At 64.8% G+C, this 24,047-nt stretch carries 23 protein-coding genes; 11 read left to right on the top strand and 12 right to left on the bottom strand.

The genetic code is table 11. The features are described from left to right. Positions 1–247 precede the first annotated feature (247 nt). Positions 248–1,477, bottom strand: coding sequence for a Na+/H+ antiporter NhaA (locus tag DRF71_RS13600; RefSeq protein ID WP_157971077.1), 1,230 nt, complete (start codon positions 1,475–1,477; stop codon positions 248–250). Positions 1,478–1,777: 300 nt separating this feature from the next. Between DRF71_RS13600 and DRF71_RS13605 the strand changes: the two genes are divergently transcribed. From DRF71_RS13605 to rpsI, 4 genes are all read left to right on the top strand, one after another. Next, positions 1,778–2,380: a uracil-DNA glycosylase family protein gene (locus DRF71_RS13605; protein ID WP_112311024.1), complete on the top strand. Its 603-nt coding sequence runs from the start codon at positions 1,778–1,780 to the stop codon at positions 2,378–2,380. Next, entirely contained in the window at positions 2,377–3,186 is an 810-nt protein-coding gene (locus tag DRF71_RS13610; RefSeq protein WP_112311025.1) for an SseB family protein, read from the top strand. Before DRF71_RS13605 ends, DRF71_RS13610 begins: the two co-directional genes overlap by 4 nt. 153 nt (positions 3,187–3,339) lie before the next feature. Then, positions 3,340–3,804: a 50S ribosomal protein L13 gene (gene rplM, locus DRF71_RS13615; RefSeq protein WP_112311026.1), complete on the top strand. Its 465-nt coding sequence runs from the start codon at positions 3,340–3,342 to the stop codon at positions 3,802–3,804. 5 nt (positions 3,805–3,809) lie between these two features. After that, positions 3,810–4,313 carry a 30S ribosomal protein S9 gene (gene rpsI / locus DRF71_RS13620; RefSeq protein WP_112311027.1) on the top strand — a complete coding sequence of 168 codons (504 nt, stop codon included), beginning with the start codon at positions 3,810–3,812 and terminating at the stop codon, positions 4,311–4,313. A 1,289-nt stretch (positions 4,314–5,602) separates the two neighbouring features. Here the strand turns inward: rpsI and DRF71_RS13625 are convergent. The 6 genes from DRF71_RS13625 to DRF71_RS13645 all read right to left on the bottom strand — a co-directional run bounded on the left by DRF71_RS13625 (position 5,603) and on the right by DRF71_RS13645 (position 11,857). After that, a complete protein-coding gene (locus DRF71_RS13625; protein ID WP_112311327.1) occupies positions 5,603–6,307 on the bottom strand; it encodes a M48 family metallopeptidase in 705 nt (234 codons plus the stop codon). A gap of 41 nt (positions 6,308–6,348) precedes the next feature. Next, positions 6,349–7,410, bottom strand: a complete 1,062-nt coding sequence (locus tag DRF71_RS13630) for an aromatic ring-hydroxylating oxygenase subunit alpha (RefSeq protein ID WP_112311028.1) — start codon at positions 7,408–7,410, stop codon at positions 6,349–6,351. Positions 7,411–7,476: 66 nt separating this feature from the next. Further along, positions 7,477–8,658 carry a vWA domain-containing protein gene (locus DRF71_RS13635; protein WP_112311029.1) on the bottom strand — a complete coding sequence of 394 codons (1,182 nt, stop codon included), beginning with the start codon at positions 8,656–8,658 and terminating at the stop codon, positions 7,477–7,479. An 18-nt stretch (positions 8,659–8,676) separates the two neighbouring features. Then, the gene (locus tag DRF71_RS27440; protein ID WP_157971078.1) at positions 8,677–8,844 is read right to left on the bottom strand and encodes a hypothetical protein; all 168 of its coding nucleotides are present in this window, start codon (positions 8,842–8,844) and stop codon (positions 8,677–8,679) included. 57 nt (positions 8,845–8,901) lie between these two features. Then, the gene (locus DRF71_RS13640) at positions 8,902–10,278 is read right to left on the bottom strand and encodes a DUF2927 domain-containing protein (RefSeq protein ID WP_112311030.1); all 1,377 of its coding nucleotides are present in this window, start codon (positions 10,276–10,278) and stop codon (positions 8,902–8,904) included. A 739-nt stretch (positions 10,279–11,017) separates the two neighbouring features. Then, on the bottom strand, positions 11,018–11,857 hold the full coding sequence (locus DRF71_RS13645; RefSeq protein ID WP_112311031.1) for an AAA family ATPase: 840 nt from the start codon (positions 11,855–11,857) through the stop codon (positions 11,018–11,020). Positions 11,858–12,039: 182 nt separating this feature from the next. On the opposite strand from DRF71_RS13645, the gene dksA reads away from it, so the two are divergent. Together dksA and DRF71_RS13655 are read left to right on the top strand one after the other, a co-directional pair. After that, on the top strand, positions 12,040–12,462 hold the full coding sequence (dksA, locus tag DRF71_RS13650; RefSeq protein ID WP_112311328.1) for an RNA polymerase-binding protein DksA: 423 nt from the start codon (positions 12,040–12,042) through the stop codon (positions 12,460–12,462). Between the two features lie 154 nt (positions 12,463–12,616). Continuing rightward, positions 12,617–13,798: an FAD-dependent monooxygenase gene (locus DRF71_RS13655; protein WP_112311032.1), complete on the top strand. Its 1,182-nt coding sequence runs from the start codon at positions 12,617–12,619 to the stop codon at positions 13,796–13,798. Between the two features lie 14 nt (positions 13,799–13,812). On the opposite strand, the gene xth is transcribed toward DRF71_RS13655, so the two are convergent. Next, the gene (gene xth / locus DRF71_RS13660) at positions 13,813–14,592 is read right to left on the bottom strand and encodes an exodeoxyribonuclease III (RefSeq protein WP_112311033.1); all 780 of its coding nucleotides are present in this window, start codon (positions 14,590–14,592) and stop codon (positions 13,813–13,815) included. Positions 14,593–14,663: 71 nt separating this feature from the next. Then, complete coding sequence (pheT, locus tag DRF71_RS13665) at positions 14,664–17,084, bottom strand: phenylalanine--tRNA ligase subunit beta (RefSeq protein ID WP_112311329.1); 2,421 nt, start codon at positions 17,082–17,084, stop codon at positions 14,664–14,666. A gap of 292 nt (positions 17,085–17,376) precedes the next feature. Here pheT and DRF71_RS13670 point away from each other — a divergent pair, with 292 nt between their 5' ends. From DRF71_RS13670 to DRF71_RS13680, 3 genes are all read left to right on the top strand, one after another. Further along, the gene (locus DRF71_RS13670; protein WP_157971079.1) at positions 17,377–18,024 is read left to right on the top strand and encodes a hypothetical protein; all 648 of its coding nucleotides are present in this window, start codon (positions 17,377–17,379) and stop codon (positions 18,022–18,024) included. 127 nt (positions 18,025–18,151) lie between these two features. Next, complete coding sequence (locus tag DRF71_RS13675; protein ID WP_112311035.1) at positions 18,152–18,925, top strand: DUF6478 family protein; 774 nt, start codon at positions 18,152–18,154, stop codon at positions 18,923–18,925. Positions 18,926–18,935: 10 nt separating this feature from the next. Beyond that, positions 18,936–19,328: a hypothetical protein gene (locus DRF71_RS13680; RefSeq protein WP_112311036.1), complete on the top strand. Its 393-nt coding sequence runs from the start codon at positions 18,936–18,938 to the stop codon at positions 19,326–19,328. Positions 19,329–19,481: 153 nt separating this feature from the next. Here DRF71_RS13680 and DRF71_RS13685 read toward each other — a convergent pair whose 3' ends face one another. The 3 genes from DRF71_RS13685 to map all read right to left on the bottom strand — a co-directional run bounded on the left by DRF71_RS13685 (position 19,482) and on the right by map (position 22,392). Then, a complete protein-coding gene (locus tag DRF71_RS13685; RefSeq protein WP_112311037.1) occupies positions 19,482–20,966 on the bottom strand; it encodes an acetyl-CoA hydrolase/transferase family protein in 1,485 nt (494 codons plus the stop codon). Positions 20,967–21,100: 134 nt separating this feature from the next. Beyond that, positions 21,101–21,571: an aminoacyl-tRNA deacylase gene (locus DRF71_RS13690; protein WP_112311038.1), complete on the bottom strand. Its 471-nt coding sequence runs from the start codon at positions 21,569–21,571 to the stop codon at positions 21,101–21,103. Then, entirely contained in the window at positions 21,571–22,392 is an 822-nt protein-coding gene (gene map / locus DRF71_RS13695) for a type I methionyl aminopeptidase (RefSeq protein WP_112311039.1), read from the bottom strand. Before map ends, DRF71_RS13690 begins: the two co-directional genes overlap by 1 nt. A 167-nt stretch (positions 22,393–22,559) precedes the next feature. Here map and DRF71_RS13700 point away from each other — a divergent pair, with 167 nt between their 5' ends. Both DRF71_RS13700 and DRF71_RS13705 read left to right on the top strand, forming a co-directional pair. Beyond that, positions 22,560–23,279: a competence/damage-inducible protein A gene (locus DRF71_RS13700; RefSeq protein WP_112311040.1), complete on the top strand. Its 720-nt coding sequence runs from the start codon at positions 22,560–22,562 to the stop codon at positions 23,277–23,279. After that, the gene (locus DRF71_RS13705) at positions 23,276–23,983 is read left to right on the top strand and encodes a GNAT family N-acetyltransferase (RefSeq protein ID WP_112311041.1); all 708 of its coding nucleotides are present in this window, start codon (positions 23,276–23,278) and stop codon (positions 23,981–23,983) included. The genes DRF71_RS13700 and DRF71_RS13705 overlap by 4 nt, the downstream gene beginning before the upstream one ends. Positions 23,984–24,047: the final 64 nt, after the last annotated feature.

Consider the following 24,047-nt stretch of genomic DNA (forward strand, 5'->3'; position numbering starts at 1 on the left):
TGCTCCGGCCTGACGGGCCCATTTCCTTCTGCGTCTTCGCCGCTTGCGCCATTGCGGGGCACAGGCGGGCATCTGACCCGGTTATCCACAGCATACGCGCAGAGTCCGGCCTAATCGTTAACGCGTCCTGTGCGCAGTATCCTCCTGGATTCTGGCTGTATTATGTCTGAGGCGGGGGTGGTGTGACAAACATTTGTGAGACCGGCGGAGGATTTGCCCTGTCGGTCTCTGTATTCGGGCCGGCGGGTCAGCTGCCCGCCCCCTGGGCGCGGCGCAGCACCAGGCGTGACAGCAGCACCGCCAGCGGGCCTGCAAGCAGGCTGATCGCCATACCCATCCTCGCGGCCTCCCGCATGGCACCGCCGGGCAGGCTTGCTTCGATCGCGACGGCGGGTACGGTGAAGCCGATGGAAAGCAACAGGACCGAGAGCACCAGATCGCGCGCCCGGAGCCCGCGCGGCAGGCGTGAGCCGAAAATCGCGGCCAGCGCCAGAACCACAAGCGCCATGCCGACCGGCCGACCGATCCACAGCGCCCCCAGCATCACCAGCGTGGTCGGCGCAAAGGCGGCAAGATCCACCCCGCCCCGGATCAGCCCGAACAGGAAAAGCACCAGCACCACCGGCCAGACCAGCAGCCGGATCAGCCGGTTCAGCGGATCATGCAGGAAGTTCTCGGCCTCGGCGAAAAGGCCGAAGCTGCGATCCGCATGGGCAATGGCGGGCAAAAGCGGCAAAAGCCCCAGCGTCGCCGGCAGCCCGGCCGCCGCTACGCCGAACCAGCAAAAGGCACCGGCAACCGCATAGGGCCAGAGCGCGCCGGCGGCGCGCCGCTCGCGCTCGCTGGCGCCTTTGCCGGGGCTGCGTCCGAAGAATCGATGCACAGCCAGCGCCGAGGCAAGCGTGACCAGGAGCCACAAAAGACGCGGCGACAGCGCGAGATTGCTGATGCCAAGGATGACCAGCGCCATGATATCGGTGGCAATCGCCAGCAGCATCACCAGATGCAGCGCCGGACGCCGCCCGAAAACCATCCGGCCGAACAGGCAGACCAGCAAAGTGTCGCTGCCCAAAGGCGCCTGCCAGCCGCCGCCCGCCACAGCCTCCTGCGCGGTCTCGATCAGCGAGGAAAAGATCAGCCAGGCCAGCCCGGCCCCGATCAGCCCGCCCGCAGTCATGCCCAGCGGCAGGATCGCGCGGCGCCCCGAAAGCGAGCCGCGCTCCAGCGTCATCGCCTCCCAAAGCTCCTTGCCGATCAGGAAGAAGAACAGCGCCATCAGGATATCGGCGACGATCATAAACGGGGTGAGGCTGACCGAACCGGCCCAGACCCAGTCCGGCATCGCCAGATCCGCCATCCGCCATTCGATGAAATCGTAATAGCTGCCCGGATCGAGATTGACCCAAAGCGTCGCCAGCCCGGCTCCGGCCAGCAGCGCCAGGGCAAATATGCGGATATGGGGCGAGATTCGATACATTTCGGGCGCAGTCCGGGGCAGGTACTCCAATCGGCTTAGACATGGCGGCGAGGGGCTGCAACCGCCCACCCCGGATGAATCGGACCCTGTTGCAGCGCTGCCCGCCCCGGCGGCAACCAGGCGCCTGGCGGCCGAGTGCGGATGCATCCGGCGGGGATATTTAGAGACAGATGAAAACCAGCCGCTGCTCTGATTTCATCTGTCTCTAAATATCCCGGGGGTGAGGCTCCGCAGGAGCCGAGGGGGCTGGCCCCCTCGACCCGGCTGGAAATATATGCGAGCGGCACCTATTCTCACCCTATGGAACTGATCGGGGAAATCCGGGCCTGCCGCCTTTGCGAGGCGCGTTTTCAGGCGACCGCAACGGCGCATGAACCGCGGCCGGTGGTCTGGTTCCGGCCCGCTCCTTCGGGGCAGGGGCCGCGCCTGCTGATCGCCGGTCAGGCGCCGGGGGCGAGGGTGCATCTTTCCGGGCGCCCTTTCACCGATCCCAGTGGTGACCGGCTCAGGCAATGGACCGGCCTGAATGAGGGCCAGTTCTACGAGCTCTCACGCATCGCGATCGTGCCGATGGCGTTCTGCTTCCCGGGCTATGACGCAAAGGGATCAGACCTGCCTCCGCCTCCGCTTTGCGCCCGCACCTGGCGGGACCGGGTCATTGCCGGCCTGCCCGATCTGCGGCTGACCCTTCTCGTTGGAGGTGCTGCGATCCGCTGGCATCTGGGGGCAAAGGATGTCACCGCCACCGTCCGGGCCTGGCGCGATTTCCTGCCCCGGGGGATCTTTCCCTTGCCCCATCCCTCCTGGCGCAATACGGGATGGCTGAAACGCAACCCCTGGTTCGGGGACGAGCTGCTGCCGGAGCTGCGCGCCCGGATCCGCAGCGTGATGGAGATGCCATGAGCGAGACCACGCCTCCCAGCCTGCTTGACGAGGCCCATGCGGCGCTCTCTGCCGATCCGGGCAATGAGGCGGCGCTTTTGCGGTTCTACGACCGGCTGGCGGATGGCGAACTCTACCTTCTGCTTGAACGCGAGGCGGTGGGGGAGACCCTTGATCCGAAAGTCTTCGATCTTGAATCCGGCCCGGTGGTGCTGGTCTTCGACCGCGAAGAGCGGCTGGCGGATTTCACCGGCGGGATCGCCCCCTGGGCGGCGCTGCCCGGGCGGGTGATTGCGGGTTTTTTGCGCGGCCAGGGGATCGGGCTGGGCGTCAATCTCGGCGTCGCGCCCTCGGAAATGCTGTTGCCGCCCGAAGCGATGGACTGGCTCTCAGACGCGCTGGAGCCGGCGCCGGAAGAGGCGATGGGGCGGCCCGTGCGGTTCTTCGCGCCCTTGGTCCCGGCGGGGCTGAGCCTGGCGTTGCAGGACAAATTCGCCTCGGCCCGTGGGCTGGCCAGTGCCGCGCTGCTGGCAGGGGTCGAATATGATGATGGCAGGCGCGGCCATATGCTGGCCTTTATCGGCGCAAATACCGGGGCGGAACCTGCGCTGGCGCGGGCGGTGCAGGAGGCGCTGATTTTCTCGGGTCTCGATGCTGCCGCGCTGGACGTCGCTTTCTTTGGCCCGCAAGACCGGGCCCTGGCCGGGATCGGAGAAAAGGCGTTGCGCTTTGATCTGCCCGAACCCGAGGCCCCGCCGGCGGCAGAGGCCAGGCCGGTATCGCCCGGGCCCGGAATGAACCCGGAAAAGCCGCCTTACCTGCGCTGAATATGGGGTATTATTTAACCACATATATCAGCACATTGTTTTTGCTGTATTTTTTGTAATTTCTGGCGCTTGACCGCCATCGCACCATCTGCGACAAGCCCCCATCTGAATTCGCGCGGGGATTCCCCGCCTCTATCCTTGATGGAACCACCGATGAAAACCTTCTCTGCTACCCCAGCGGATATCGAGAAGAAGTGGATCCTGATCGACGCCGAGGGCGTTGTTCTGGGTCGCCTCGCCACGATCGTCGCCAATATCCTGCGCGGCAAGAACAAGCCGACCTATACCCCGCATATGGACATGGGTGACAATGTCATCGTGATCAATGCCGACAAGGTTCAGTTGACCGGCAACAAGCGCGAAGACAAGCGTTACTACTGGCATACCGGCCACCCGGGCGGCATCAAGTCGCGCACCGTGCGCGAAGTGCTGGAAGGCAACCACCCCGAGCGCGTCGTGATCAAAGCTGTCGAGCGTATGATCACCCGCAACAGCCTGGGCCGTCAGCAAATGTCGAACCTGCGCGTCTATGCCGGCGCCGAACATGCCCATGAAGCTCAGCAGCCCACCGTCCTCGACGTCAAGCCGCTGAACCCGAAGAACACCCGGAGCGCGTGATTTAAATGGCCGATATCAAGTCTCTCGACGATCTGAAGGCCGCTGTGGGCACTGCTGCTCCGGCCGCCGCTGCCGAGGCTGCTCCGCGCGCCCCGGTCCGTGACAAGCTGAACCGTTCGTACGCGACCGGCAAGCGTAAGGATGCGGTTGCCCGCGTCTGGGTCAAGCCGGGTTCGGGCAAGTTCTTGATCCGCAACAACAAAGGCGAGTATGTCGATTATACCGCCTATTTCGCGCGTCCGGTGCTGCAGATGATCCTGCGTCAGCCCTTCCAGGTCGCGAATGTCGAAGGTCAGTATGACGTGATGGCGACTGTCGCCGGCGGCGGCCTCTCGGGCCAGGCTGGTGCGGTCAAGCACGGCATCTCGAAAGCGCTGCAACTGTTCGAGCCGTCGCTCCGTGGCGCTCTGAAAGCCGCTGGTTTCCTGACCCGCGACAGCCGCGTTGTGGAACGGAAGAAATACGGCAAGGCCAAAGCCCGCCGTTCCTTCCAGTTCTCGAAGCGCTGATCCGCTTCACAGTATCCGAAAGGCGCGGGGGGAAACCTCCGCGTCTTTTGCATTGGCGGGGCCGGCTGTGGCGGAGTGCCGTGACCTCCGGCGGCGAGATCAGGGCGTATTCATTCTGAAACAGCCAGCGGATCCTGCCCCCGGCGGTTGGACGGATTGCCGCTGGATTCCAGCGGGGAATCCACTCTGTTGCCATCCGGCCCTTGCCCGCCCGATACCGCCTGGAGAACCGGCTGCCATGCCGCAAAGAATGCTGGCTATGCCGCTCTGCGCCGGTTGGTCATGCAGAGGCTGGACACGCGCGGCTCCCGGTCGTTGGGGGGGGGGCGGGCATTCTGCGATGCAGCCATCCGGATTTGCCGGGGGGGGAAGGCTTGTCATCATCTGGGCGTGACTGGCAGTAGCCCCCCGGCAGCCCCGCTTGCGGAGCCCGATGGCCGAGAGCACGGCGACCTGATCATGTGACGGGGCATGGCTCTCGGGCAGATCTGATACAGCGCAGGCCGGAATCGCGAGACTCGCGCGATAAATACGGCCGTCGGCGATATACGTGCGGCAGAGCTGACCCCGGGCGGCAAGGGTGACAGCCCGACCCGCCCCACCTTCCGGACCAGGACCCGCCCGAAGGGCCTGGTCGTACCGTGACCTGCGACGACGCGGAGCTACTCTGCGCCCTGGGCATGTTGGTCCGGATATCGCCCAATCCGGTTAGGCGCAAGAAACGTCCATCCAGGGGCGGTCAGATGGCGGATAGTGTCATATGCCTGCCAGGCCCGACTGCAGGGGGCACGCATTGCGGTGCCCTTCGCCACGCAATCAAGGTCAGTATCAGGGGCGTCGGGGGATCCCCGCCATCCGCTTCGATGTCCGGCCTTTCACCGGGATCCGATGTGTTCGAACCGGAATGGACATAATCCGCCGCGCGAAGGGGATACCCCCTGAACGGTGATGCCCGGGCGCATAGCCATCCGTTCATTCCGGGCCTGCGCTATGATCCCCATGCCCGCCAATCCCGAAGATGCTGATCCGACCGATGCGATCAGGCGCTTCCCGGGCAATGGACGCAGCCAGTCAAACCCCTCGCCGAATGACGGCCCAATCTCGCCCCACCCGAAGGCGCGCGCCCTTAAGGCTATGGCCCGGCTGGGCCGTCGCATCACCGGGACAGCCAGCCCCCCACGGTCAGGGGTGCAGAAAACTCCTGGCTGACTTCATCTGTCCTTAAATATCCCGGGGTGAGCGGCGTATGCCGCGAGGGGCAGCGCCCCTCAGCGTGGCTGGCCCGGGCATCACAATGGCCCGCTCAGGGCAGGGCGCTGCCAGCGTGCCTCATTCGCCTCAATCGCGGCGATGCGCTCTTCGGCTTTCGGATGGCTGCGCAGCCAGACCGGAATTTCCCCACCGCCAGTGCCGGTCAGGCCGGCGAGCTTGCGGAACAGGCTGATCTGCGGCGCCGTGCCATAGCCCGCCCGGATCATCAGCGCGGTGGCCCAGGCATCGGCCTCGAACTCATCGCGCCTCGAGAGTTTCGCCATCAGCATCCGCGAGATCATATTGGCGATCATGCCACCAATGCCGGGGACAAAGCGGTTCAGAATGCCGGCAAGCAGGATCCCCACCGCATTCTGCCCGGTGAAGTCGATCATCCGCCGCCGCGTATGGCCATGCGCCACATGGCCCAGCTCATGCGCGATCACCGAGGCCAGCTCTTCGGGGGAGACATGGCCCTCGGCCTTTTTCTTCAGAAAGCCGCGTGTCAGGAAGATGCGCCCGTCATACGCGGCGAGGCCATTGACGGGCTCGATCTCCAGCACATTGACCCTGACCTCGGGCAGATCCAGTGCCGCCGCCAGCCGCACGGCCACCGCCTGGATCTCGGGATCGTCCAGCGGGCGCGATTGCTCATCCAGCATCCGTTTCGAGCGCCAGACCGAAAAGCGCATCATCAGGAAGCCATAGGCGATCAGGATCAGAAAGGGCATAAGGCGCAGGATCATACCCTGAATATAGGGCGCCTGCGCGGCTTGAACAGCCCTCAGACATCAAGCGCCCGCGCCACCCGCTCCTGGAAATACTGCACGCCGCGTTCGTGCCTGCCGGAGAGCGGCCCCGATGTATAGGCGCCGGCTGCGTAATTGCGATGGGTCTCGACGCAGACCTGATAATCCTCGCGTACGACTGCGAGCGTTCCCTGCACCGATTTCTGCCGCGCCTCTTCGCCATCCGGCGCGGTATCTGCGAAAAAGAAATGGTAGTGCTGATCGGTATGGCCCACCGAGGTCGGGTTGATCCGGCTGACATTCATGCCGCCATCGAACAGCGAAAGCGTCCAGTTCGGCCACATCCAGAGCCATTTGCCGCGATAGAACAGCCCGTCCTTCGGCGGTGCGGTCATCTTCACATAGCCCTTATGCGCGGTGGTGGCGAAAGCCTCGAAATCAATCGCCGCGAAGAAGGCAGGATGGGTGCCGGGGATATGGTAGCCCTCGACGAAATTGTCGGTATAGACCTTCCAGTTGGCGTCGAAACTGACGGTGGCGGTATCGGTGGCGGTGTAGCGCTCCATCGGCTCATCGGCCAGCTCATCGGGCAGATCGCCCAGCTGATCCATCAGGCTTTCCACCGGGTCGATGGCGGCAAACAAGAGCCCGCGCCATTCCGCCAGCGAGACCGGCTCCAGCGGCCAGTCCTCGGGGATGATGGCCGGGTCCTTGCCATACCAGGGCGCCTGGACCAGCCTTCCGGTATCGGCAAAGGACCATTTGTGATAGGGGCAGACGATCAGCCCGCATTTCCCCGTCCCATCCGCCAGGAGTTTCGCGCCGCGATGGCGGCAGACGTTCTTGAAGCCCCGGAGTGCCCCATCCCGCCCCCGGATCGCAAAGACCGGAATACCGGCTATGTCGATGGCGAGATAGCGCCCGCTCTCTGCCAGATCCGCGACCGGCCCCATCAGCTGCCATGAGCGGTTGAAGATCCTGGCGCGCTCCTCCTGAAAGATCTCGGGCCGGATATAGAGGCCTGGGTCGAGATTCAGATATTGCTGGCCCGGATGGATCTGGGGATGGGCCTCTTCATGGCGGCTATCGGCTGGCATCTGCTCGCTCCATTCGATTTTGTACGAATGTGCCAGACTCGTCCCGCCTCTGGCAAGGCCCAGGCTTCAGCGCAGTGCTTTGACGCCCCTCGCAATGCCTTCCAGCGTCATCGGCACCATACGGCCTTCGAAAATCGCGTCGATCAGCCTTGTGGACTGGCTGTAGCCCCACTGCGCTTCGGCCACCGGATTGATCCAGAGGTGATGCGGCCATTGTTCCACCGCCCGGGTCAGCCAGGTCTGGCCGGATTCGCGGTTCCAGTGCTCATTGGCGCCGCCGGGATGGGTGATCTCATAGGGCGACATCGCGGCATCGCCGACAAAGATCGCGCGCCAGTCGGGGCCGTGGCTGCGCAGAATGTCCCAGGTCGCGGTCTGCCCGGTCCAGCGGCGCTGATTGTCTTTCCAGACGCCCTCATAAAGGCAGTTGTGGAAATACCAGGTCTCCAGATGGCGGAATTCGGAACGCGCGGCGGAGAACAGTTCTTCCAGAACCTTCACATGCGGATCCATCGAGCCGCCAATGTCCAGAAACAACAAGACCTTGATCGCATTCCTGCGCTCTGGCCGGGTCTGCACATCCAGCCAGCCCTGTTTCGCGGTGGCGCGGATGGTGCCGGCAAGATCCAGCTCTTCGGTGGCACCGTCGCGCGCCCAGCGGCGCAGCGCCCGGAGCGCGAGCTTGATATTCCTGGACCCGATCTCGGCCCTGTCATCGAGGTTCCTGAATTCGCGCCTGTCCCAGACCTTGACCGCACGCCTGTGGCGGCTTTCCTGCTGGCCGATGCGGATGCCCTCGGGATTGTAGCCATAGGCGCCAAAGGGCGAGGTGCCGGCGGTGCCGATCCATTTATTGCCGCCCTGGTGGCGGCCTTTCTGGTCTTCCAGCCGCTGGCGCAGCGTCTCCATCAGCGTGTCAAAGCCGCCAAGCGCCTTGATCCCGGCCTTTTCTTCCTCGCTCAGGAATTTCTCGGCCAGCTTTTCCAGCCAGTCGCCCGGCAGGTCCAGCGCCTCGATGACAGAGCTGTCGGGGATCTGGTCCAGCCCGGCAAAGGCTGCGGCAAAGGCGCGGTCATAGCGGTCTAGATGGCGCTCATCCTTGACCAGGGTAAGCCGGCCCAGATGGTAGAAACCCTCGCTGTCATTGGTGGCGAGCCCGGCCTCAAGCGCCTCAAGAAAAGCGAGGAATTCGCGCGGGCTGACCGGCACACCTTCGCGACGCAGCGTCTCGAAAAAGGGCAGGAACATCGCGCCGCCCCCCCGGTATCAGCTGAGAAAGCGCAGGAGGATGATCTGGATGAAAAGCCCGGTCACCCCCAGAAGCAGCCCGATTCCAAAGGCATATTGCGCCATGTCAGGCGCTTTGCCGCCAAGGCTCCGGGCACGGAACACACCGATCACCGCCCCCAGAACGAAGCCACCGATTGCCAGCATTGCTTTGCTCCCGTCCTGCCTGCTCAGGGCCGGCCGGAGGCTCTCTGGCCCGACGGATCAGCCGCGGAAGAGGCCGCTCAGCCCGAGCGCGCCAATCTCGCGCGTGCGGGCCCGGATATTGGCCTCAGAGCCGAAGCCATAGCGCGCCAGCGGCTGACTGTCCACTCGCAGCCGGTCTGCCTCGGCCTTGCGGCCCAGCATGTCCAGCGCCTCGGCCCGGATCAGCTGCGTCGTGGCCAGCAGCCCGTGATTTTCGGCGCCGCGGATCACCGGGATCGCGCGATCGGTAAAGCGCAGCACCTGGTCGGGCTGACCATTGGTCAGCGCCAGCGCGGCAAGCTGCATGTCGATATGGGCGACGTAAAGCGCGCCGCCGGGCTGGGTGCGCCAGATCGACGAGGCCTTGGAGAACTCGGCCACCGCCGCCACCCGGTCCGAGCCGACCAGCAGGCGGGCATTTGCAAAATAGGCAAAGGCGAGGCGGCTGTCCTTCCAGCCCTGGGCATGGGCCATGGTGATCGCGCGCTCGACCGCGGCCTTGCGCCGCGCAGTGCCGTAGCCGGGGTTCAGCGCGACCGCGATCAGGTCTTTCCAGGCCGGCGGCGTGATCGAGATGTCCTGGTTGAGCGGGCCACCGGTTCCGAAAATCCCCGCCATCTGGGCGGCGACCTCAGGCTTCGACATCCCCGAGCGCAGTTTGGGCGAATACCAGGCGCGCAGGATCTTCATGTCGAAATCGGTCAGCACGGTCTGGAAATTGTCGTCATTGAAGACCGAATCGGTCAGGCGATACATGTCGTTCAAGGGCCCCATCGCCTGGGCCAGCTCTTCATGCAGGCAGTCGCGCACCTCTTGCGGGCTGGCATCCGAGGGCGCGAAGATGCCAACGGTCTTCCGCTCGCGCACCTGGGTCCAGTCGACACGGTAGGTGCCGCGATTGCCCTGATATTCCGCGAGGCTGGAGACATTCGGGACGACGAAACAGGCGGCATTCGGGGCCGCGCGGCTGAGTTCGCGGCGCGTGCTGAATTCGATGGTTACCGAGGCAGCTTCACCGGGGCTGACGCGGCGGACATTGATCCCCGCCTCATTGCGGAAGCGCTGCAGCAAGCGGTCCAGATCGGCACCGGCGGTGGCTGGCACATTGCCGGTCAGCGCCACGGTTATCGGCCCCTCAAAGCGGCTGAAATACGGAAGCTCGCGACCGCTTTCCAGCCGGAAGCCAAGCCCCATAAAGGCCGCCGTCAGATCGGCCGGGCTATGGCGCACCGAGGCGACAGGCGCGAGGCCGGCAACCGGATCGAGGAAGGCGGCAGCAGGCGCCGCCGGTTCCGTGACCGGGATCGGCCGGCTCTTGGTTACTTCGGCGTTCGGGGCCGGCGTGCAGGCGGTAATGGCCGCCAGGGAGGCGGCAAGCAGCGGGATGTTTCGCATTGAGTGGCAGCTCGATCTTTGCGTGCGGGAGTTTGCCCCCGGCAGTTACATTGTCCTCCGGCCCGGCCAGCATGCGATGCCCCCGCATCGCATGCTGGCCAGAACCGGCGGTGGTCCGTGACGGGCGCATCCGACGGCGCGGTAACGGGGGGGCGAGCAGACATTGAGGTGCCCCCCGGAACCGCGTCGTTCAAAGCCGTCCCGGGGACCTTCCGGGTGGCGATGCGCGAAATCTCTGACGGCAGGACGCTCCGGGCAGGGAGACGCGGGCGGTCAGAGAATGCTGTTGAAGACGGATGGAGCGCGGCAGATCCGGCCGTTCGGCACCGGCAAGGCCAGGCATTGCCCCGGCCGCCGGGGAACCCGGTAGCCGTCTGAACGATGCCCATTGTTGCCGACATGAGGGTGAGGCTCCATCACCAAAGCTTCTGTGCTGGTATTCAACACAATGCCTTTGTCGTGATCGCGACCCGGATGTGTCAATTGCGCGGAATCTCGGTGTTTACGAAGTTACTAGCCATCGCGGTCTCTGATGGCTCAGGGACCAGATATGCCCCTAAATTATCACGCAATATTTCATATTGTTTCAAAAACTGTAATCGCGTGATTAGATTGTGGCAAGATCGTGGCCTAACCTGGGCAGGGTCGCCCGATTCGTCCTTCCGGCCTGCCTTAATGGCGCGGCAGGATTCGGGCGGAGGCAATTCCAGGTTGATCCCTTTCCGGGCGAGCGGGGGTCTCAGCGATTCTCGCGTGACATGAAGGCGAGCCGTTCGAAAAGCTGGACATCCTGCTCGCTCTTCAACAGCGCGCCATGCAGCCTGGGCAGCAGATGCCGGGCATCACGGGCAAGGTCTTCGGGCGCCAGATCCTCGGCGAGGATCAGCTTGAGCCAGTCCAGCACTTCCGAGGTCGAGGGCTTCTTCTTCAACCCCGGCGTCTCGCGGATGGCAAAGAACCCGGTCAGTGCCGCCGCAAGCAGTTTTTCCTTAATTTCCGGGAAATGCACCCGGATGATCGCCGCAAGGGTGTCGGCATCCGGGAAGCGTATATAGTGAAAGAAGCAGCGGCGCAGAAAGGCGTCGGGCAGCTCTTTTTCATTGTTCGAGGTGATGATCACCACCGGGCGTTGCCGGGCCTTCACCGTCTCGCCGGTTTCATAGACATGGAACTCCATCCGGTCGAGTTCCTGAAGCAGGTCATTGGGAAACTCGATATCGGCCTTGTCGATCTCGTCGATCAGCAGCACGACCCGCTCGGGCGCGTCAAAGGCCTGCCACAGTTTCCCGCGCCGGATGTAATTCTGTACGTCGTGGACGCGGGCCTCGCCCAGCTGACTGTCCCTCAGCCGGCTGACCGCGTCATATTCATAAAGCCCCTGTTGCGCGCGGGTGGTGGATTTCACATGCCATTCGATCAGCTCCATCCCGAGGCTGGCGGATACCTGGCGCGCAAGCTCGGTCTTGCCGGTGCCGGGCTCGCCTTTGACCAGCAAAGGCCGGCCCAGAACCACCGCCGCATTCACCGCTACGGCGAGGTCGGGCGCTGCGATATAGCCTGTGGTTGACCGGAATTTCATGTCAGCGCGCGCCTTTGCCGGATTGGGTGCCTTACGGGCCTGCGGACCCTATCGAGGCCGGGAAATTATCGCAACTGCTAGTGACATTGCTGACCGCATGGGCTACATGCCGCGCCAACAGGAGTGCGCATATGACAGAAGCCCACCTGTCGGCGCCCGCCGGCGACAAGGAGAGATCTGCGATGAAGGCCGAAGTTTTCCTGCCCGACGATTATCGTCCCGCCGAGGACGAACCCTTTATGAATGACCGTCAGCTGGAATATTTCCGCCGCAAGCTGATCATCTGGAAACAAGAGCTGCTTGGCCAGTCGGCCGAGACCCTTGGCAACCTGACCGAAAGCGGCCGCAACGTTCCCGACCTTGCCGACCGCGCCTCTGAAGAGACCGACCGCGCGCTTGAGCTGCGCACCCGCGACCGCCAGCGCAAGCTGATCTCCAAGATCGACTCGGCTTTGCGCCGCATCGAGAATGGCGAATACGGCTATTGCGAGATGACCGGCGAGCCGATCAGCCTGAAACGGCTGGATGCGCGCCCGATCGCCACCATGACGCTGGAAGCGCAGGAAAAGCATGAGCGGCGTGAAAAGGTGCATCGCGACGACTGAGCCGTGCCAAAACCCTGCTGGTCCCGTCCGGCAGGGAATGCAAGGCTTGCAACCGCGTCGCCGACACTGGAAAAGGAAGCCGGGCTCTTGCCCGGCTTTGTCATTGCCGGCAGCCGGCACAGGACCAGAGACCCGGGTTCAGGATCAGGACAGAATGGCGCTAAAAGACCAGTCGGTGACCATAATCGGGGCGGGCGTGGCCGGTCTCGCACTGGCGCGGGCGCTGGCGCTGAAAGGCGCGCGGGTTCTGGTGATGGAACAGGCCGATGCCATTCGCGAGGTCGGCGCCGGCCTCCAGATCAGCCCGAACGGGGCGCAGGTGCTGCGCGCGCTTGGCCTCGGCGAGGCGCTTGAGGCCGCCTCCTGCCGCGCGGAGGCCGTCGAGCTGCGCGACGGCTTTGACGGCGATCTGGTGACGCGGCTTGATGTGGCGCGGCTCAGGCCCGATCAGGGCTGGCATTTCCTCCACCGCGCCGATCTGGTCGGCCTGCTGCTGGAGGGCGCCAAAGCCGCCGGAGCCGAGCTGCGGCTTTTGCAAAAGCTGCGCCGTGTCGATCTGTCGGGCCCGCAGCCGGTGATCGAGACCTGCACCGGCGCGCAGGAGCCGGCGCCGCTGTTGATCGGGGCCGACGGGCTGCACTCGCATACCCGCATCGCGCTGAATGGCGAGGCGAAGCCGTTTTTCACCAATCAGGTCGCCTGGCGCGCTCTGGTCCCCTGCGACCCGGCAGAGCCGAATGTGGCCGAGGTTCATATGGGGCCGGGCCGCCACCTGGTCAGCTATCCGCTGCGGGGCGGCACTTTGCGCAATATTGTGGCCGTTGAGGAGCGCCGCCGCTGGACCGAAGAGGGCTGGGCGCTGCGCGACGACCCGATGGAGTTGCGGCTGGCCTTCGAGGCTTTCAGCCCGCGGGTGCGTGGCTGGCTCGACCAGGTCGAGGATGCCTGGCTCTGGGGTCTCTTCCGCCATCCGGTCGCGAAGACCTGGTATCGTGTCTTGCCCGAAGGCGCGGTGGCGATCCTCGGCGATGCCGCGCATCCGACGCTGCCCTTCCTGGCCCAGGGCGCCAATATGGCGCTGGAGGATGTCTGGACCCTCGCCAGCATGCTGGATCGTCATGGCACTGCCGGGCTGGTTGCCTATCAGGTGGCGCGGGCGCGGCGCTCGGCCCGGATCGTGACGGCGGCCAACCGCAATGCGCGGCTCTATCACCTCGGGGGGCCGCTGCGCAGCATCGCACATCTCGGGCTGAAGCTCGGTGGCCGCATCGCGCCGGGGGCGGCGCTGTCGCGGTTCAACTGGCTTTACGATTACGACGTGACAAAGCTCGGCTGAGCCTCGCCCTCTTTTCAGGCCGCCAGCCGCACCCAGACCGGGACGTGATCGGATGGCTTGTCACCGGCGCGCACATCCTTGTCGATGCCGGTCTCTTCCAGCAGATCGGCGGCCTGGGGCGTCAGCAGCACATGGTCGATGCGGATGCCGTTGCCGCGCTCCCATGAATTGGCCTGATAGTCCCAGAAGGTGTAAACCCCCGGGCGCGGGTCGCGGGTGCGGATCGCCTCGGTCAGGCCAAGATTCAGCAGGCGCCGGAACGCGGCGCGGCTTTGGGGCAGGAACAGCGCGTCCTCAAGCCAGGCCCCGGGCTTTGCGGCATCCTCGGCCTGGGGGATGACGTTGTAATCACCAAGGAACAGGGTCGGTTCTTCCAGCGCCATGAGCGCGCGGGCGCGGGCTTCCAGCCGTTCCATCCAGGCAAGCTTATAGTCATATTTCGGCCCCGGCGCCGGGTTGCCGTTGGGCAGATAGAGCCCGCAGACCCGGACCACGCGCGGCCCTTCGACCGTGGCCTCGATCCAGCGCGCCTGTTCGTCGCTCGCGTCACCCGGCAGACCGCGCGTCACATCCGAGAGCGGGTATTTCGACAGGATCGCGACGCCGTTGAAGCTTTTCTGCCCATGGGTTTCGACCTGATAGCCCATCTCCTCGAACAGCTCGCGCGGGAAGCCCTCGTCGACGGATTTGATCTCCTGGAGGCAGACCACATCCGGCTCTGCCGCCTTCAGCCAGCGCGGCAGCGCCTCGATCCTTGCCTTGATGCCGTTGATGTTGAAGGTGGCGATCTTCATGGCAGTCTCCCGGAAGGGCTGTCGGCGCGAAGGGGACGGCGACGCGAGGCCGGACCCCGCGCCGGAGTGGATCAGGCGCGCAGGCTGCCGCCGGTCGCTTTCGAGACCTTTTCGATGATCTTTTGCGACACGGCCTCGATTTCGGCCTCGGTCAGGGTGGCGGTGGTCGGTTGCAGCCGCACGCTCAGCGCAATCGACTTCTTGCCAGCGCCCATCTGGGCCTCAGCCTTCTCGCCGGTGAACTGATCGAACACACGCACCTGGTCGATCAGTGCCTTATCGGCGCCCAGGGCGGCGTTGACCGCCAGCAGCGCCTCGACTTTCGCGTCGACCACAAAGGCGAAATCGCGCTCGACCGCCTGGAGGTCGCTGACCGCCAGCGCGGGCCGGGTCGGTGTCTTCACCTTCGGCGCCGGGATATTGGCGATCTGCACCGTGAAGCCGACGGCCGGCCCCTTGACCCCCATCGCCGCCAGCACGCGGGGATGGATCTCGCCAAATGTCGCCAGCGCATTCGGCCCAAGGCCGATCACGCCCGAGCGGCCGGGATGCCACCAGGCATCGGCCTTGCGGGTGATCTGCACCTTGGCGGGCGCGCCGAGGATGGCAAGCACCGCCTCGACATCGGCCTTGGCCTCGAACACATCCACCGGGCGTCGCGAGCCCCAGGGGTCACGGGGCGCCGTCGATCCGACCAGCAGGCCCGAGGCCAGCAGCACCTGTTCTCCGGGCTCGCCGCCACTGAACACCGGGCCGACCTCGAAAAGCGCCATATCCTGGAAACCGCGCGCCTGGTTCCGCGCCGCTGCCGCCAGCAGGCCCGGCAGCAGATCGGGGCGCAGATGGCTCATCTCGGAGGAGATCGGGTTGTCGACGCGGACCGCATCGGTGCCGCCCCCGAACAGGGCCGCAGACGGCCCGTCGATGAAGCTATAGGTCACGCATTCATTATAGCCGAGCCCGGCGATCTGGCGCCGCGCGGCCTTCTCGCGCTGCTGCATCGGCGTCAGGATCGGCTTCGGCACGCCGGGCAGGCTGCGCCGCATCGGCGCGCCGACGAGTTTCGTCAGGCTGGCGATGCGGGCAACCTCTTCGACCAGATCGGCCTCGCCCTGGACATCGGGGCGCCAGGAGGGGGGGGCGGCCATCAGCCCGTCCAGACGGAAGCCAAGCGCCTCAAGCGTGCGGATCTGTTCGGGCTCGGGGATCTCCATGCCGACAAGGCTGATCAGCCGCGCCGGGTCCAGGAGGTAGGCGCGGGTGGTGTCGATGGCGGCGCCGTCGGTGACCACATGGCTGGCCTCGCCGCCGCAAAGATCCAGCACCATCTGCGTTGCCAGTTCCAGCCCGGGAAGCGTGAAGGCGGGATCGACGCCGCGCTCAAACCGGTAGCGGGCATCAGAGTTGATCTTCAGCGCGCGGCCCGTGGCGGCCACGGTGATCGGATCCCAGAAGGCGGATTCCAGAAAGACAGTGGTGGTGTCATCGGTGCAGCCCGACTCTTCGCCGCCCATGATACCGGCGAGGCTTTCCGGCCCGCGCGCGTCGGCGATCACCATGTCACTGGCGCGCAGAGCGTAGGTCTTGCCGTCGAGCGCCAGCAGGGTTTCGCCCGCCGCAGCGGGGCGGATATGCAGTTCCGAACCCTGCATCCGGTCTACGTCGAACACATGCAGCGGGCGGTTCAGCGCGAAGGTGAAGTAATTGGTGATATCGACCAGCGCCGAGATCGGGCGCAATCCGATCGCCTTCAGCCGGTTCGAAAGCCAGGCCGGAGAAGGCCCGTTCTTCACGCCCCGGATCACCCGCCCCGCGAAATGCGGCGCGGCCTTTGCCTTCAGTGCGGGCTCGATCCGCACAGTGACCGGGCTGTCGAACCTCCCCGGCACCGCCGCGATTTCCAGCGGTTTCAGCTTGCCCAGACCCCGCGCGGCCAGATCGCGCGCCACGCCCCGGATCCCCAGGGCATCGGGGCGGTTCGGGGTGATCTTGATCTCGATCACCGGGTCATTGACACCCTTATAGTCGATGTAACGCGCGCCCAGCGGCGCATCCGCAGGCAGCTCGATAATGCCGTCATGGTCGTCAGAGAGCTCCAGCTCACGCTCGGAACACAGCATCCCGTTCGAGTCGACGCCGCGGATATTGCCGGGTTTCAGATCGACGCCGGTGCCGGGCACATGGGTGCCCACGGGCGCGAACACCCCCACAAGCCCGGTCTTTGCATTGGGCGCCCCGCAGACCACCTGCACCTCGACCGGCTCAGACCCAGGCCCGGCCGGATATGTCGCGACGCGGCAAACGCGCAGCCGGTCGGCATTGGGGTGCTGCACCGCCTCGATCACCCGGCAGATGCGGAAGGCGCCCAAGCGCGCCGCCGGGTCTTCGATCTCCTCGACCTCAAGCCCCAGATCGGTCAGCGCATCGGCGATTTCCGTAACGGAAGCGTCGGTTTCCAGATGGTCTTTAAGCCAGGAGAGGGTGAATTTCATCGTCAGCTTCCGCAAGGGCGAGGCTGCAGCGCAGCCGGTTGGGCAAAGGCGGGCCATTGTCACGGGCCAGGCAATCGCAAAGGGGATTAGCGCAAAGGCGGTCAAAGGGAAAGGCGCCAGCAGTATTTCCACCGCCCCCGGGAGAGCGGCGTCCCCGTGTCTCTGCACCCCGGCCTGGCGCCAGTGAGCGCTTGCCGCCACCCGCAGGGCGATTTAACCATCTTGTGATCGTCACTTGCGATGCTGCGGGCCCGAATGCTGCGGGCCTGAATGCTGCAGGAAGGAAACCTCTTTGTCTGATGCGCCTCCATTTTCCGCTTTTCCGGCAGTCCTGACCTGTCCATGGCCCTGGCGAAAAGGGGCGGCGGCGATCCTGGGCCTCGCCTTGCTGGCCGGCTGTGTCGCGCCGAAGGGCGGCTCGGGTGCAATGGGCTTCGTCGGCGACGATATCCGCGTCAGCCCCCCCGCCGGCTATTGCGTCAACCAGGCGGCCAGCAGCGATTCGCAGACCGGGGCGGTGATCCTGATCGGCGAATGCAGCCGAAAGGCCGATGTGGTGCCGGCGGTGATCAGCATCACGGTGGGCGATGAGGGATCGGCGGAAATCCTGAAATCCGGGGCGAAGGCGCTGTCGGATTACTTCACCTCGCCTGCCGGGCGGGCGGCTCTGGCGCGGGACGGCGATCCCGGCTCGGTCGCCGTGCGCGAGACCGCGCTCTCGGGGGGCGCGCTGGTGATGCGGATGTTTGACCGCCAGGTCGGCGAATACTGGCGGGCGGTGCTGGGGCTCCGGGGGCGGCTGGTTTCGGTCTCGGTGATGGCGCCCGAAACAAGCAGCCTTTCGCCCGAACAAAGCCGCGCGCTGCTTGGGCAAACCATCACCGCGATCCGCGCCGCCAATGGCTCGGCGGTGAAAGCGGCGGGTGGCGCGGCGCCGTAAGGGGTTTGCACGCGAAACAGCAATGTTTTCTGCTGCAACACCCGGCCGGGCCTGCTAACCAGGGATCGGGCAGGAAACCGGCAGGCGGCTTTGAGGACGTGAGCCGGAAAAATCGGAACAGGAAGCAATGGCAGGGCGACTGAGAGAGAAACTTGACCGTCTGCTCCTGCGCCGGGCGCTGGCGCGCTGGTCGGCAAATGCCGGCGAGGCCACCACCGTCACGCTTGATCGCCTGCGCAACCTGCGCGGCCTTGCCCGCCAGACCCGCCGCGAGGTCGACCGCGTGCTGTTCGAGGCCGAATACCGCCTTACCCTGCCGCTGATCGGTGCAGGCTCGTTCCGCCGCCTGCCCGGCACCGACTGGGCCTGGCGCCCCGATCTGTGGAAAGGCCCGATCCCGGTCCCGGGGATGACGGCGGTAGAGGGCAAATCGCTGATTTGCGAGGGCACCACCCTGTTCCACGACTGCCGCCGCTCGGAACTGACGGTGCGGCAGCTGCGCAATTCGCGCGAAAAGGATGTGGCCCCTTTCGGCTTCCGCATGGATGTCTTCCGCTTCGACGGCAGCTTTCTGTCACTGGTGCTTGATCTGCCGGAGTCTGCGGCCCAGGGGCTGCGCCTGCGGCATCTGATCCGGCTCGACGCCATTGTCGAGACCGAGAAGCCGCTGGAGGTTTTTGCGCGGCTCAATATCCGCCACGGGCCGAATGTCGAGCAGGTGGTGCGTGAATTGCCGCTGGACGGCGAGGAGGTCTTTGTCGAATTCGACCTCGCCTATACGCGGGTCAATGAGAAACGCATCGAAAAGCTCTGGATCGACCTGATTTTCGAAGGGCCCGAAATGAACCAGGTGACGCTGCGCGATCTGACGATCAGCCGGCGCCCCAGGGCTGAACTGTAAGGAATACGCCATGCCGGACGCTGTGACCCTGACCCGCACCCGCATCCGCGCCGGAACCTGGGAGGGCATCCTTTCAGGCGGCGGCGAGACTGCTCCGATGCTTGAGGTCACCCTTGACGGCGCGCTGCAACCCGGGGTCACCGTCACCGCGATCCCGGGCCGCGCCGGTGATTTCGCGGTCAGGATCCCGGTTCGTGCCGAGGTTCTGTCCGAAGGCGTGCAGACCTTCCTGATCCGCCGCAAAGGCGGGCCGGCAGAGCCGGTGCTGGCGCATTTCACCATCATCACCGGCGTTGCGATGGAAGACGATCTGCGCGCCGAATTCGACCTCCTGCGCGCCGAGCTCGACATGCTCAAACGCGCCTTCCGCCGCCATTGCCTGGAAACCGCCGGGCAAAGCTGAACGCCCGCAGACCAGTTGTTGATCGCGCGAACCGGTACGGAACCGGGCCGCAGACGCCCTGTTCAACGCCCTGTGCCCGGCTCCCGCTCTTCCTCTTGACCTAAATACTCCCCCCGCCGGGAGGCGCTTCGCCCGCTTCCGGCGGGCGAAATCCTACATCCGCCCGGTTTTCCGCAGCCGGACATGCCAGGACAAAGCCTCTTCCAGAATGTGTGGCGTATGGCCGCCAAAACTCAGCGCCCGCTCATAATAATCCGCAAGGCTTGCCCGCCAGTCGGGATGGGCGCAACTGGCGATGATCCTGACCGCGCGCTCACGCGGTGCCAGCCCGCGCAGATCCGCAAGCCCCTGTTCCGTCACCAGAATATCCACATCATGCTCGGTGTGATCGACATGGCTGACCATCGGGACGACGGATGAAATCGCGCCATTCTTCGCAATCGACTTGGTGACAAACACCGACAGCATCGAATTTCTCGCAAAATCACCCGAGCCGCCAATGCCGTTCATCATATTCGTCCCCATCACATGGGTCGAATTGACATTGCCGTAAATATCGAACTCCAGCGCCGTATTGATCGCGATCAGCCCCAGCCGCCGCACCACTTCCGGATGGTTGGAAATCTCCTGCGGGCGCAGGATCAGCTTTGACTTATAGCGCTCGAAATGCGCCATCACCCGCGCATTGCAGTCTGCGGAAAGTGTGATCGACGAGCCCGAGGCGAAACTCAGCTTCCCGGCATCCATCAGATCGAAAGTGCTGTCCTGCAGCACCTCGGAATACATCCGCATATCCTCGAACGGGCTGTCGATCAGCCCATGCAGCACCGCATTGGCAATCGTGCCGATCCCGGCCTGCAACGGCGCGAGCCGCTTCGTCAGCCGCCCCGCCGCCATTTCACCTTCGAAAAACCGGATCAGATGGCCGGCAATCGCGCGGGTCTCAGCGTCAGGCGCCGAAATCGCCGCCGCCGAATCCTGCTTCTCGGTGATCACAATCGCCGCGATCTTCCCGGGTGGAATTGCGATCCAGGGCGTACCGATCCGGCTGTCGACCGTCACCACCGGAATGGGCATCCGGTTCGGCGCATAGGTCGGAATGAAGACATCATGCAGCCCCTCGAAAGCCAGCGGCTGCGAAAGGTTGATCTCGACAATCACCTTATCGGCCAGGATCGCAAAAGAGGCGGAATTGCCGATGGACGTCGTCGGAATGATGCCGCCATCCGAGGTGATCGCCACCGCCTCGATCACCGCTACATCGACGCCCGGGATCTGGCCGCGCCGGAGCTGCTCGACCGTTTCCGACAGATGCTGGTCGATGAACATCACCTCGCCGGCATTGATCGCGCGCCTGAGCCCGGGGTCAGACTGGAATGGCATCCGTCGCGCCGTCACCTTTGCCTCGGCGAGGATCTTGTCGAGGTCATGGCCAAGGCTCGCGCCGGTCATCAGGGTGATCTTCAGCGGGTCGGTCTTCGCCCGCTCGGCCAGGGCCAGCGGCACCGCCATCGCCTCACCGGCACGGGTAAAGCCCGACATGCCGACCACCATCCCGTCCCGGATCAGGCTGGCGGCCTCTGCGGCAGAGACCACTTTCCCGCGCAGGGCCTCGTGACGGATGCGGTCCTCATGCATGGCAGTCCTCCTCTGACACTACGGCTGGCCGATCCCTGCTAGGATGCAAGCGCCCGTCACGCAACTTTTGTATGCGAAAGTATGCGAAGACCTGATATGCAAAAAGCACATAAATCATCCAGAAAATGCATGGCTTATGCGATCAGCGCCGCAGCCTTGCCGCCGCTTGCCGCCAGGGCATCCCCCGGCGCGATCCCCAGCAAAAGACCCCGCTGCCCGGCATTGATCCAGACCTTTTCCGCCCCCGCCACACTGGCCTCCAGCGCGGTCGGCACAGGTCTGCGCTGTCCGAAAGGAGAGATGCCGCCGGTGTGATAGCCGGTCAGCTTCTCTGCCTTTGCCGGCGGCATCATCGCCGCCTGTTTGCCGCCAAAAGCCGCCGCCACCTTCTTCATCGAGAGGCTGGCATCCGAGGGGATCACGCAGCAGGCCGGTTTGCCATCCACCTCGACCATCAGGCATTTCAGTGCCAGATGCGGGTCAAGCGACAAGGCGGCCGCCGCCGCGATGCCGATCTTTTCCGCCCCCGGATCATAGTCATAGGGATGCAGCGTGAAGGCCACACCCGCCCGGGTCAGCTGATCGGTGCCCCGCGTCGCAGCCATTATTCTGCCGTCTGTTCCCAGGTCCTGAAAAACCTGCCCGCCGGAGACAGCGTAAAGATCTCGCAGCCGGTCGCCGTCACCCCGATGGAATGCTCATATTGCGCCGAAAGCGATTTGTCGCGCGTCACCGCAGTCCAGTCATCGGCCAGCGTCTTGGTCTCGGGGCGACCGAGATTGACCATCGGCTCGATGGTGAAGAACATCCCCTCTTCGAGGATCAGCCGGTCGGCATTGCGGGTGTGGTAATGCAGCACATTGGGCGGCGCGTGGAAGACAAGCCCCAGCCCATGGCCGCAAAAATCGCGCACCACCGACATGCGCTGAGCCTCTACATAAGTCTGGATCGCGCGGCCGATATCACCAAAAGTCGCGCCGGGCTTCACCTCGGCAATGCCGCGCATCAGGCTTTCATGGGTGACCTCGATCAGCCGCTCGGCCTTTCGCGGCAGCTTCCCCGCCACATACATCCGGCTGGAATCGCCATACCAGCCATCGGCGATCACCGTCACATCGACATTGGTGATATCGCCATCCTGCAGCGCTTTCGGGCCGGGAATGCCGTGGCAGACGACATGATTGATCGAAATACACGAGGCGTGCTGATAGCCCTTATAGCCGATGGTGGCCGAAATCAGCCCGCGCCGCCGGATCTCTTCGCGGATGAAATCGTCGATCTGCGCCGTGGTCACCCCGGGCTGCACCAGCGGTGCCACCAGATCAAGGATCTCTGCAACCTGCCGCCCCGCCGCGCGCATCCCCGCAAAATCCGCCTCTTCATAGATGCGAATACCGTCTTTCGTGATCCGTCCGCGCGTATCCATCGCCCCTCGCTTTCTGCCGCCTTAAATAGGCGCCCACGCAACAAAACACCAGAGCCAGGGCCGGCTTCCGCTTTTCATCTGTCCTTAAATATCCTCCGGGGGTGTGGGGGTGGAAAACCCCCACCGCGCGGCTATACCTATAGCGCAACGCATCTGATGAGGCGCCTATGGCCAATCCCAAAGCCGCAATGCTGGTGATCGGAGACGAGATCCTCTCGGGCCGCACCCGCGATTCCAATCTCTGGCATCTGGCGGGCGAACTGACCCGCACCGGCATCGACCTGACCGAGGCGCGGGTGGTCGGCGATGACCATGCGGCGATTGTCGGGGCGGTCCGGGCGCTCTCGGCCTCGCATGATTATGTGTTCACCTCGGGCGGCATCGGGCCGACCCATGACGATATCACCGCTGATGCGGTTGCGGATGCAATGGGCGCGGCCATCTCCCACCGCGCCGATGCGATGACACTTCTCAAGGCGCATTACGACCGCCAGAGCCTGCCCTTCAACGAGGCGCGCCAGCGCATGGCCCGCATCCCCGATGGCGCGGCGCTGATCGACAACCCGATCTCGGTGGCACCGGGCTTCATCCTCGGAAATGTCCATGTGATGGCGGGAGTGCCGAATATCTTTGAATCCATGCTGGCCTCGATAATCCCGCGCCTGACCGGCGGCGCGCCGCTTTTGTCGCAAAACCTGCGCGTCATGCGCGGCGAGGGCGAGATTGCCGGCGAATTCGGCCGCCTCGCCGCCGACTTCCCCGATCTCAGCATGGGCTCTTACCCGTTCCAGCAAAACGGCGCTTTCGGCACCAATCTGGTGATCCGCGGCACCGATCCGGGGCGGCTGGATCAGGCAATGATGCGTCTTGTGGGGTTGTTCGGATGAGCTGGCCGGCGAAGCTGATTTCTGCGGTGATGGAGGCCACCTGGCCGCCGCTTACAAGCAGTGACCTCGGGCCATTCCGGCTGCGAGACGGGGCAGGGGGCGGGAAAAGGGTCTCGGCAGCCTCGGTGATTGCGCCCTGGGATGCGGCGGCTCTGGATGCAGCCGAGGCTGCGATGGCGGAACCCCTCTTCACCCTTTCCGAGGGCGACGAGGCGCTGGACAGCACGCTTGCCGCGCGCGGCTATCGCGTGATCGACCCGGTGGTGATCTATGCCGGCCAGGTCGCGGATCTGGCGCGCGACTTACCGCCCCTCGCTGCTTTCGCCCATTGGCCGCCTTTGGAGACTGCCCGCGAGATCTGGGCCGAAGGCGGTATCGGCCCGGCCCGTATCCGCGTGATGGAGCGGGTGGCCAGCGCAAAGACCGCACTGCTGGCCCGCCATGGCGACCGCCCGGCAGGGGTGGCTTTCGTGGCGCTTTCCGGCAGTCATGCCATGATCCATGCGATCGAGGTTGCGCCCGGGATGCGCCGCCAGGGCGTCGGCGCCACTTTGCTGGCGGCGGCCGCGAACTGGGCGATCGAAGAGGGGGGGCATTCGCTCGGCCTCGCGGTGACAGAGCAGAACACCGCCGCCCGCGCGCTTTATGATCGCGCCGGCATGTCGATTGTGGGAAAATACCATTACCGGATCCGGACGGCCTGAACCCTAGGCGTCCGGCCCGGCACAAAGCCCTTTGCCCGTTCCAGGTCGTACAGGATTTCCGATT

Source organism: Pseudogemmobacter bohemicus (assembly GCF_003290025.1).
Taxonomy (GTDB): Bacteria; Pseudomonadota; Alphaproteobacteria; order Rhodobacterales; family Rhodobacteraceae; genus Pseudogemmobacter; species Pseudogemmobacter bohemicus.

Excerpts from the sequence above, each read along its gene's own strand:
- DRF71_RS13605 (WP_112311024.1), top strand. The coding sequence starts at position 1,778 with ATGGAACTGATCGGGGAAATCCGGGCCTGCCGCCTTTGCGAGGCGCGT.
- DRF71_RS13705 (WP_112311041.1), top strand. The coding sequence starts at position 23,276 with ATGAGCTGGCCGGCGAAGCTGATTTCTGCGGTGATGGAGGCCACCTGG.
- DRF71_RS13655 (WP_112311032.1), top strand. The coding sequence starts at position 12,617 with ATGGCGCTAAAAGACCAGTCGGTGACCATAATCGGGGCGGGCGTGGCC.
- DRF71_RS13635 (WP_112311029.1), bottom strand. The coding sequence starts at position 8,658 with ATGTTCCTGCCCTTTTTCGAGACGCTGCGTCGCGAAGGTGTGCCGGTC.
- DRF71_RS13600 (WP_157971077.1), bottom strand. The coding sequence starts at position 1,477 with ATGTATCGAATCTCGCCCCATATCCGCATATTTGCCCTGGCGCTGCTG.
- DRF71_RS13630 (WP_112311028.1), bottom strand. The coding sequence starts at position 7,410 with ATGCCAGCCGATAGCCGCCATGAAGAGGCCCATCCCCAGATCCATCCG.
- DRF71_RS13700 (WP_112311040.1), top strand. The coding sequence starts at position 22,560 with ATGGCCAATCCCAAAGCCGCAATGCTGGTGATCGGAGACGAGATCCTC.
- DRF71_RS13680 (WP_112311036.1), top strand. The coding sequence starts at position 18,936 with ATGCCGGACGCTGTGACCCTGACCCGCACCCGCATCCGCGCCGGAACC.
- xth (WP_112311033.1), bottom strand. The coding sequence starts at position 14,592 with ATGAAGATCGCCACCTTCAACATCAACGGCATCAAGGCAAGGATCGAG.
- map (WP_112311039.1), bottom strand. The coding sequence starts at position 22,392 with ATGGATACGCGCGGACGGATCACGAAAGACGGTATTCGCATCTATGAA.
- DRF71_RS13685 (WP_112311037.1), bottom strand. The coding sequence starts at position 20,966 with ATGCATGAGGACCGCATCCGTCACGAGGCCCTGCGCGGGAAAGTGGTC.
- pheT (WP_112311329.1), bottom strand. The coding sequence starts at position 17,084 with ATGAAATTCACCCTCTCCTGGCTTAAAGACCATCTGGAAACCGACGCT.
- dksA (WP_112311328.1), top strand. The coding sequence starts at position 12,040 with ATGAAGGCCGAAGTTTTCCTGCCCGACGATTATCGTCCCGCCGAGGAC.
- rplM (WP_112311026.1), top strand. The coding sequence starts at position 3,340 with ATGAAAACCTTCTCTGCTACCCCAGCGGATATCGAGAAGAAGTGGATC.
- DRF71_RS13675 (WP_112311035.1), top strand. The coding sequence starts at position 18,152 with ATGGCAGGGCGACTGAGAGAGAAACTTGACCGTCTGCTCCTGCGCCGG.
- rpsI (WP_112311027.1), top strand. The coding sequence starts at position 3,810 with ATGGCCGATATCAAGTCTCTCGACGATCTGAAGGCCGCTGTGGGCACT.
- DRF71_RS13645 (WP_112311031.1), bottom strand. The coding sequence starts at position 11,857 with ATGAAATTCCGGTCAACCACAGGCTATATCGCAGCGCCCGACCTCGCC.
- DRF71_RS27440 (WP_157971078.1), bottom strand. The coding sequence starts at position 8,844 with ATGCTGGCAATCGGTGGCTTCGTTCTGGGGGCGGTGATCGGTGTGTTC.
- DRF71_RS13690 (WP_112311038.1), bottom strand. The coding sequence starts at position 21,571 with ATGGCTGCGACGCGGGGCACCGATCAGCTGACCCGGGCGGGTGTGGCC.
- DRF71_RS13610 (WP_112311025.1), top strand. The coding sequence starts at position 2,377 with ATGAGCGAGACCACGCCTCCCAGCCTGCTTGACGAGGCCCATGCGGCG.
- DRF71_RS13640 (WP_112311030.1), bottom strand. The coding sequence starts at position 10,278 with ATGCGAAACATCCCGCTGCTTGCCGCCTCCCTGGCGGCCATTACCGCC.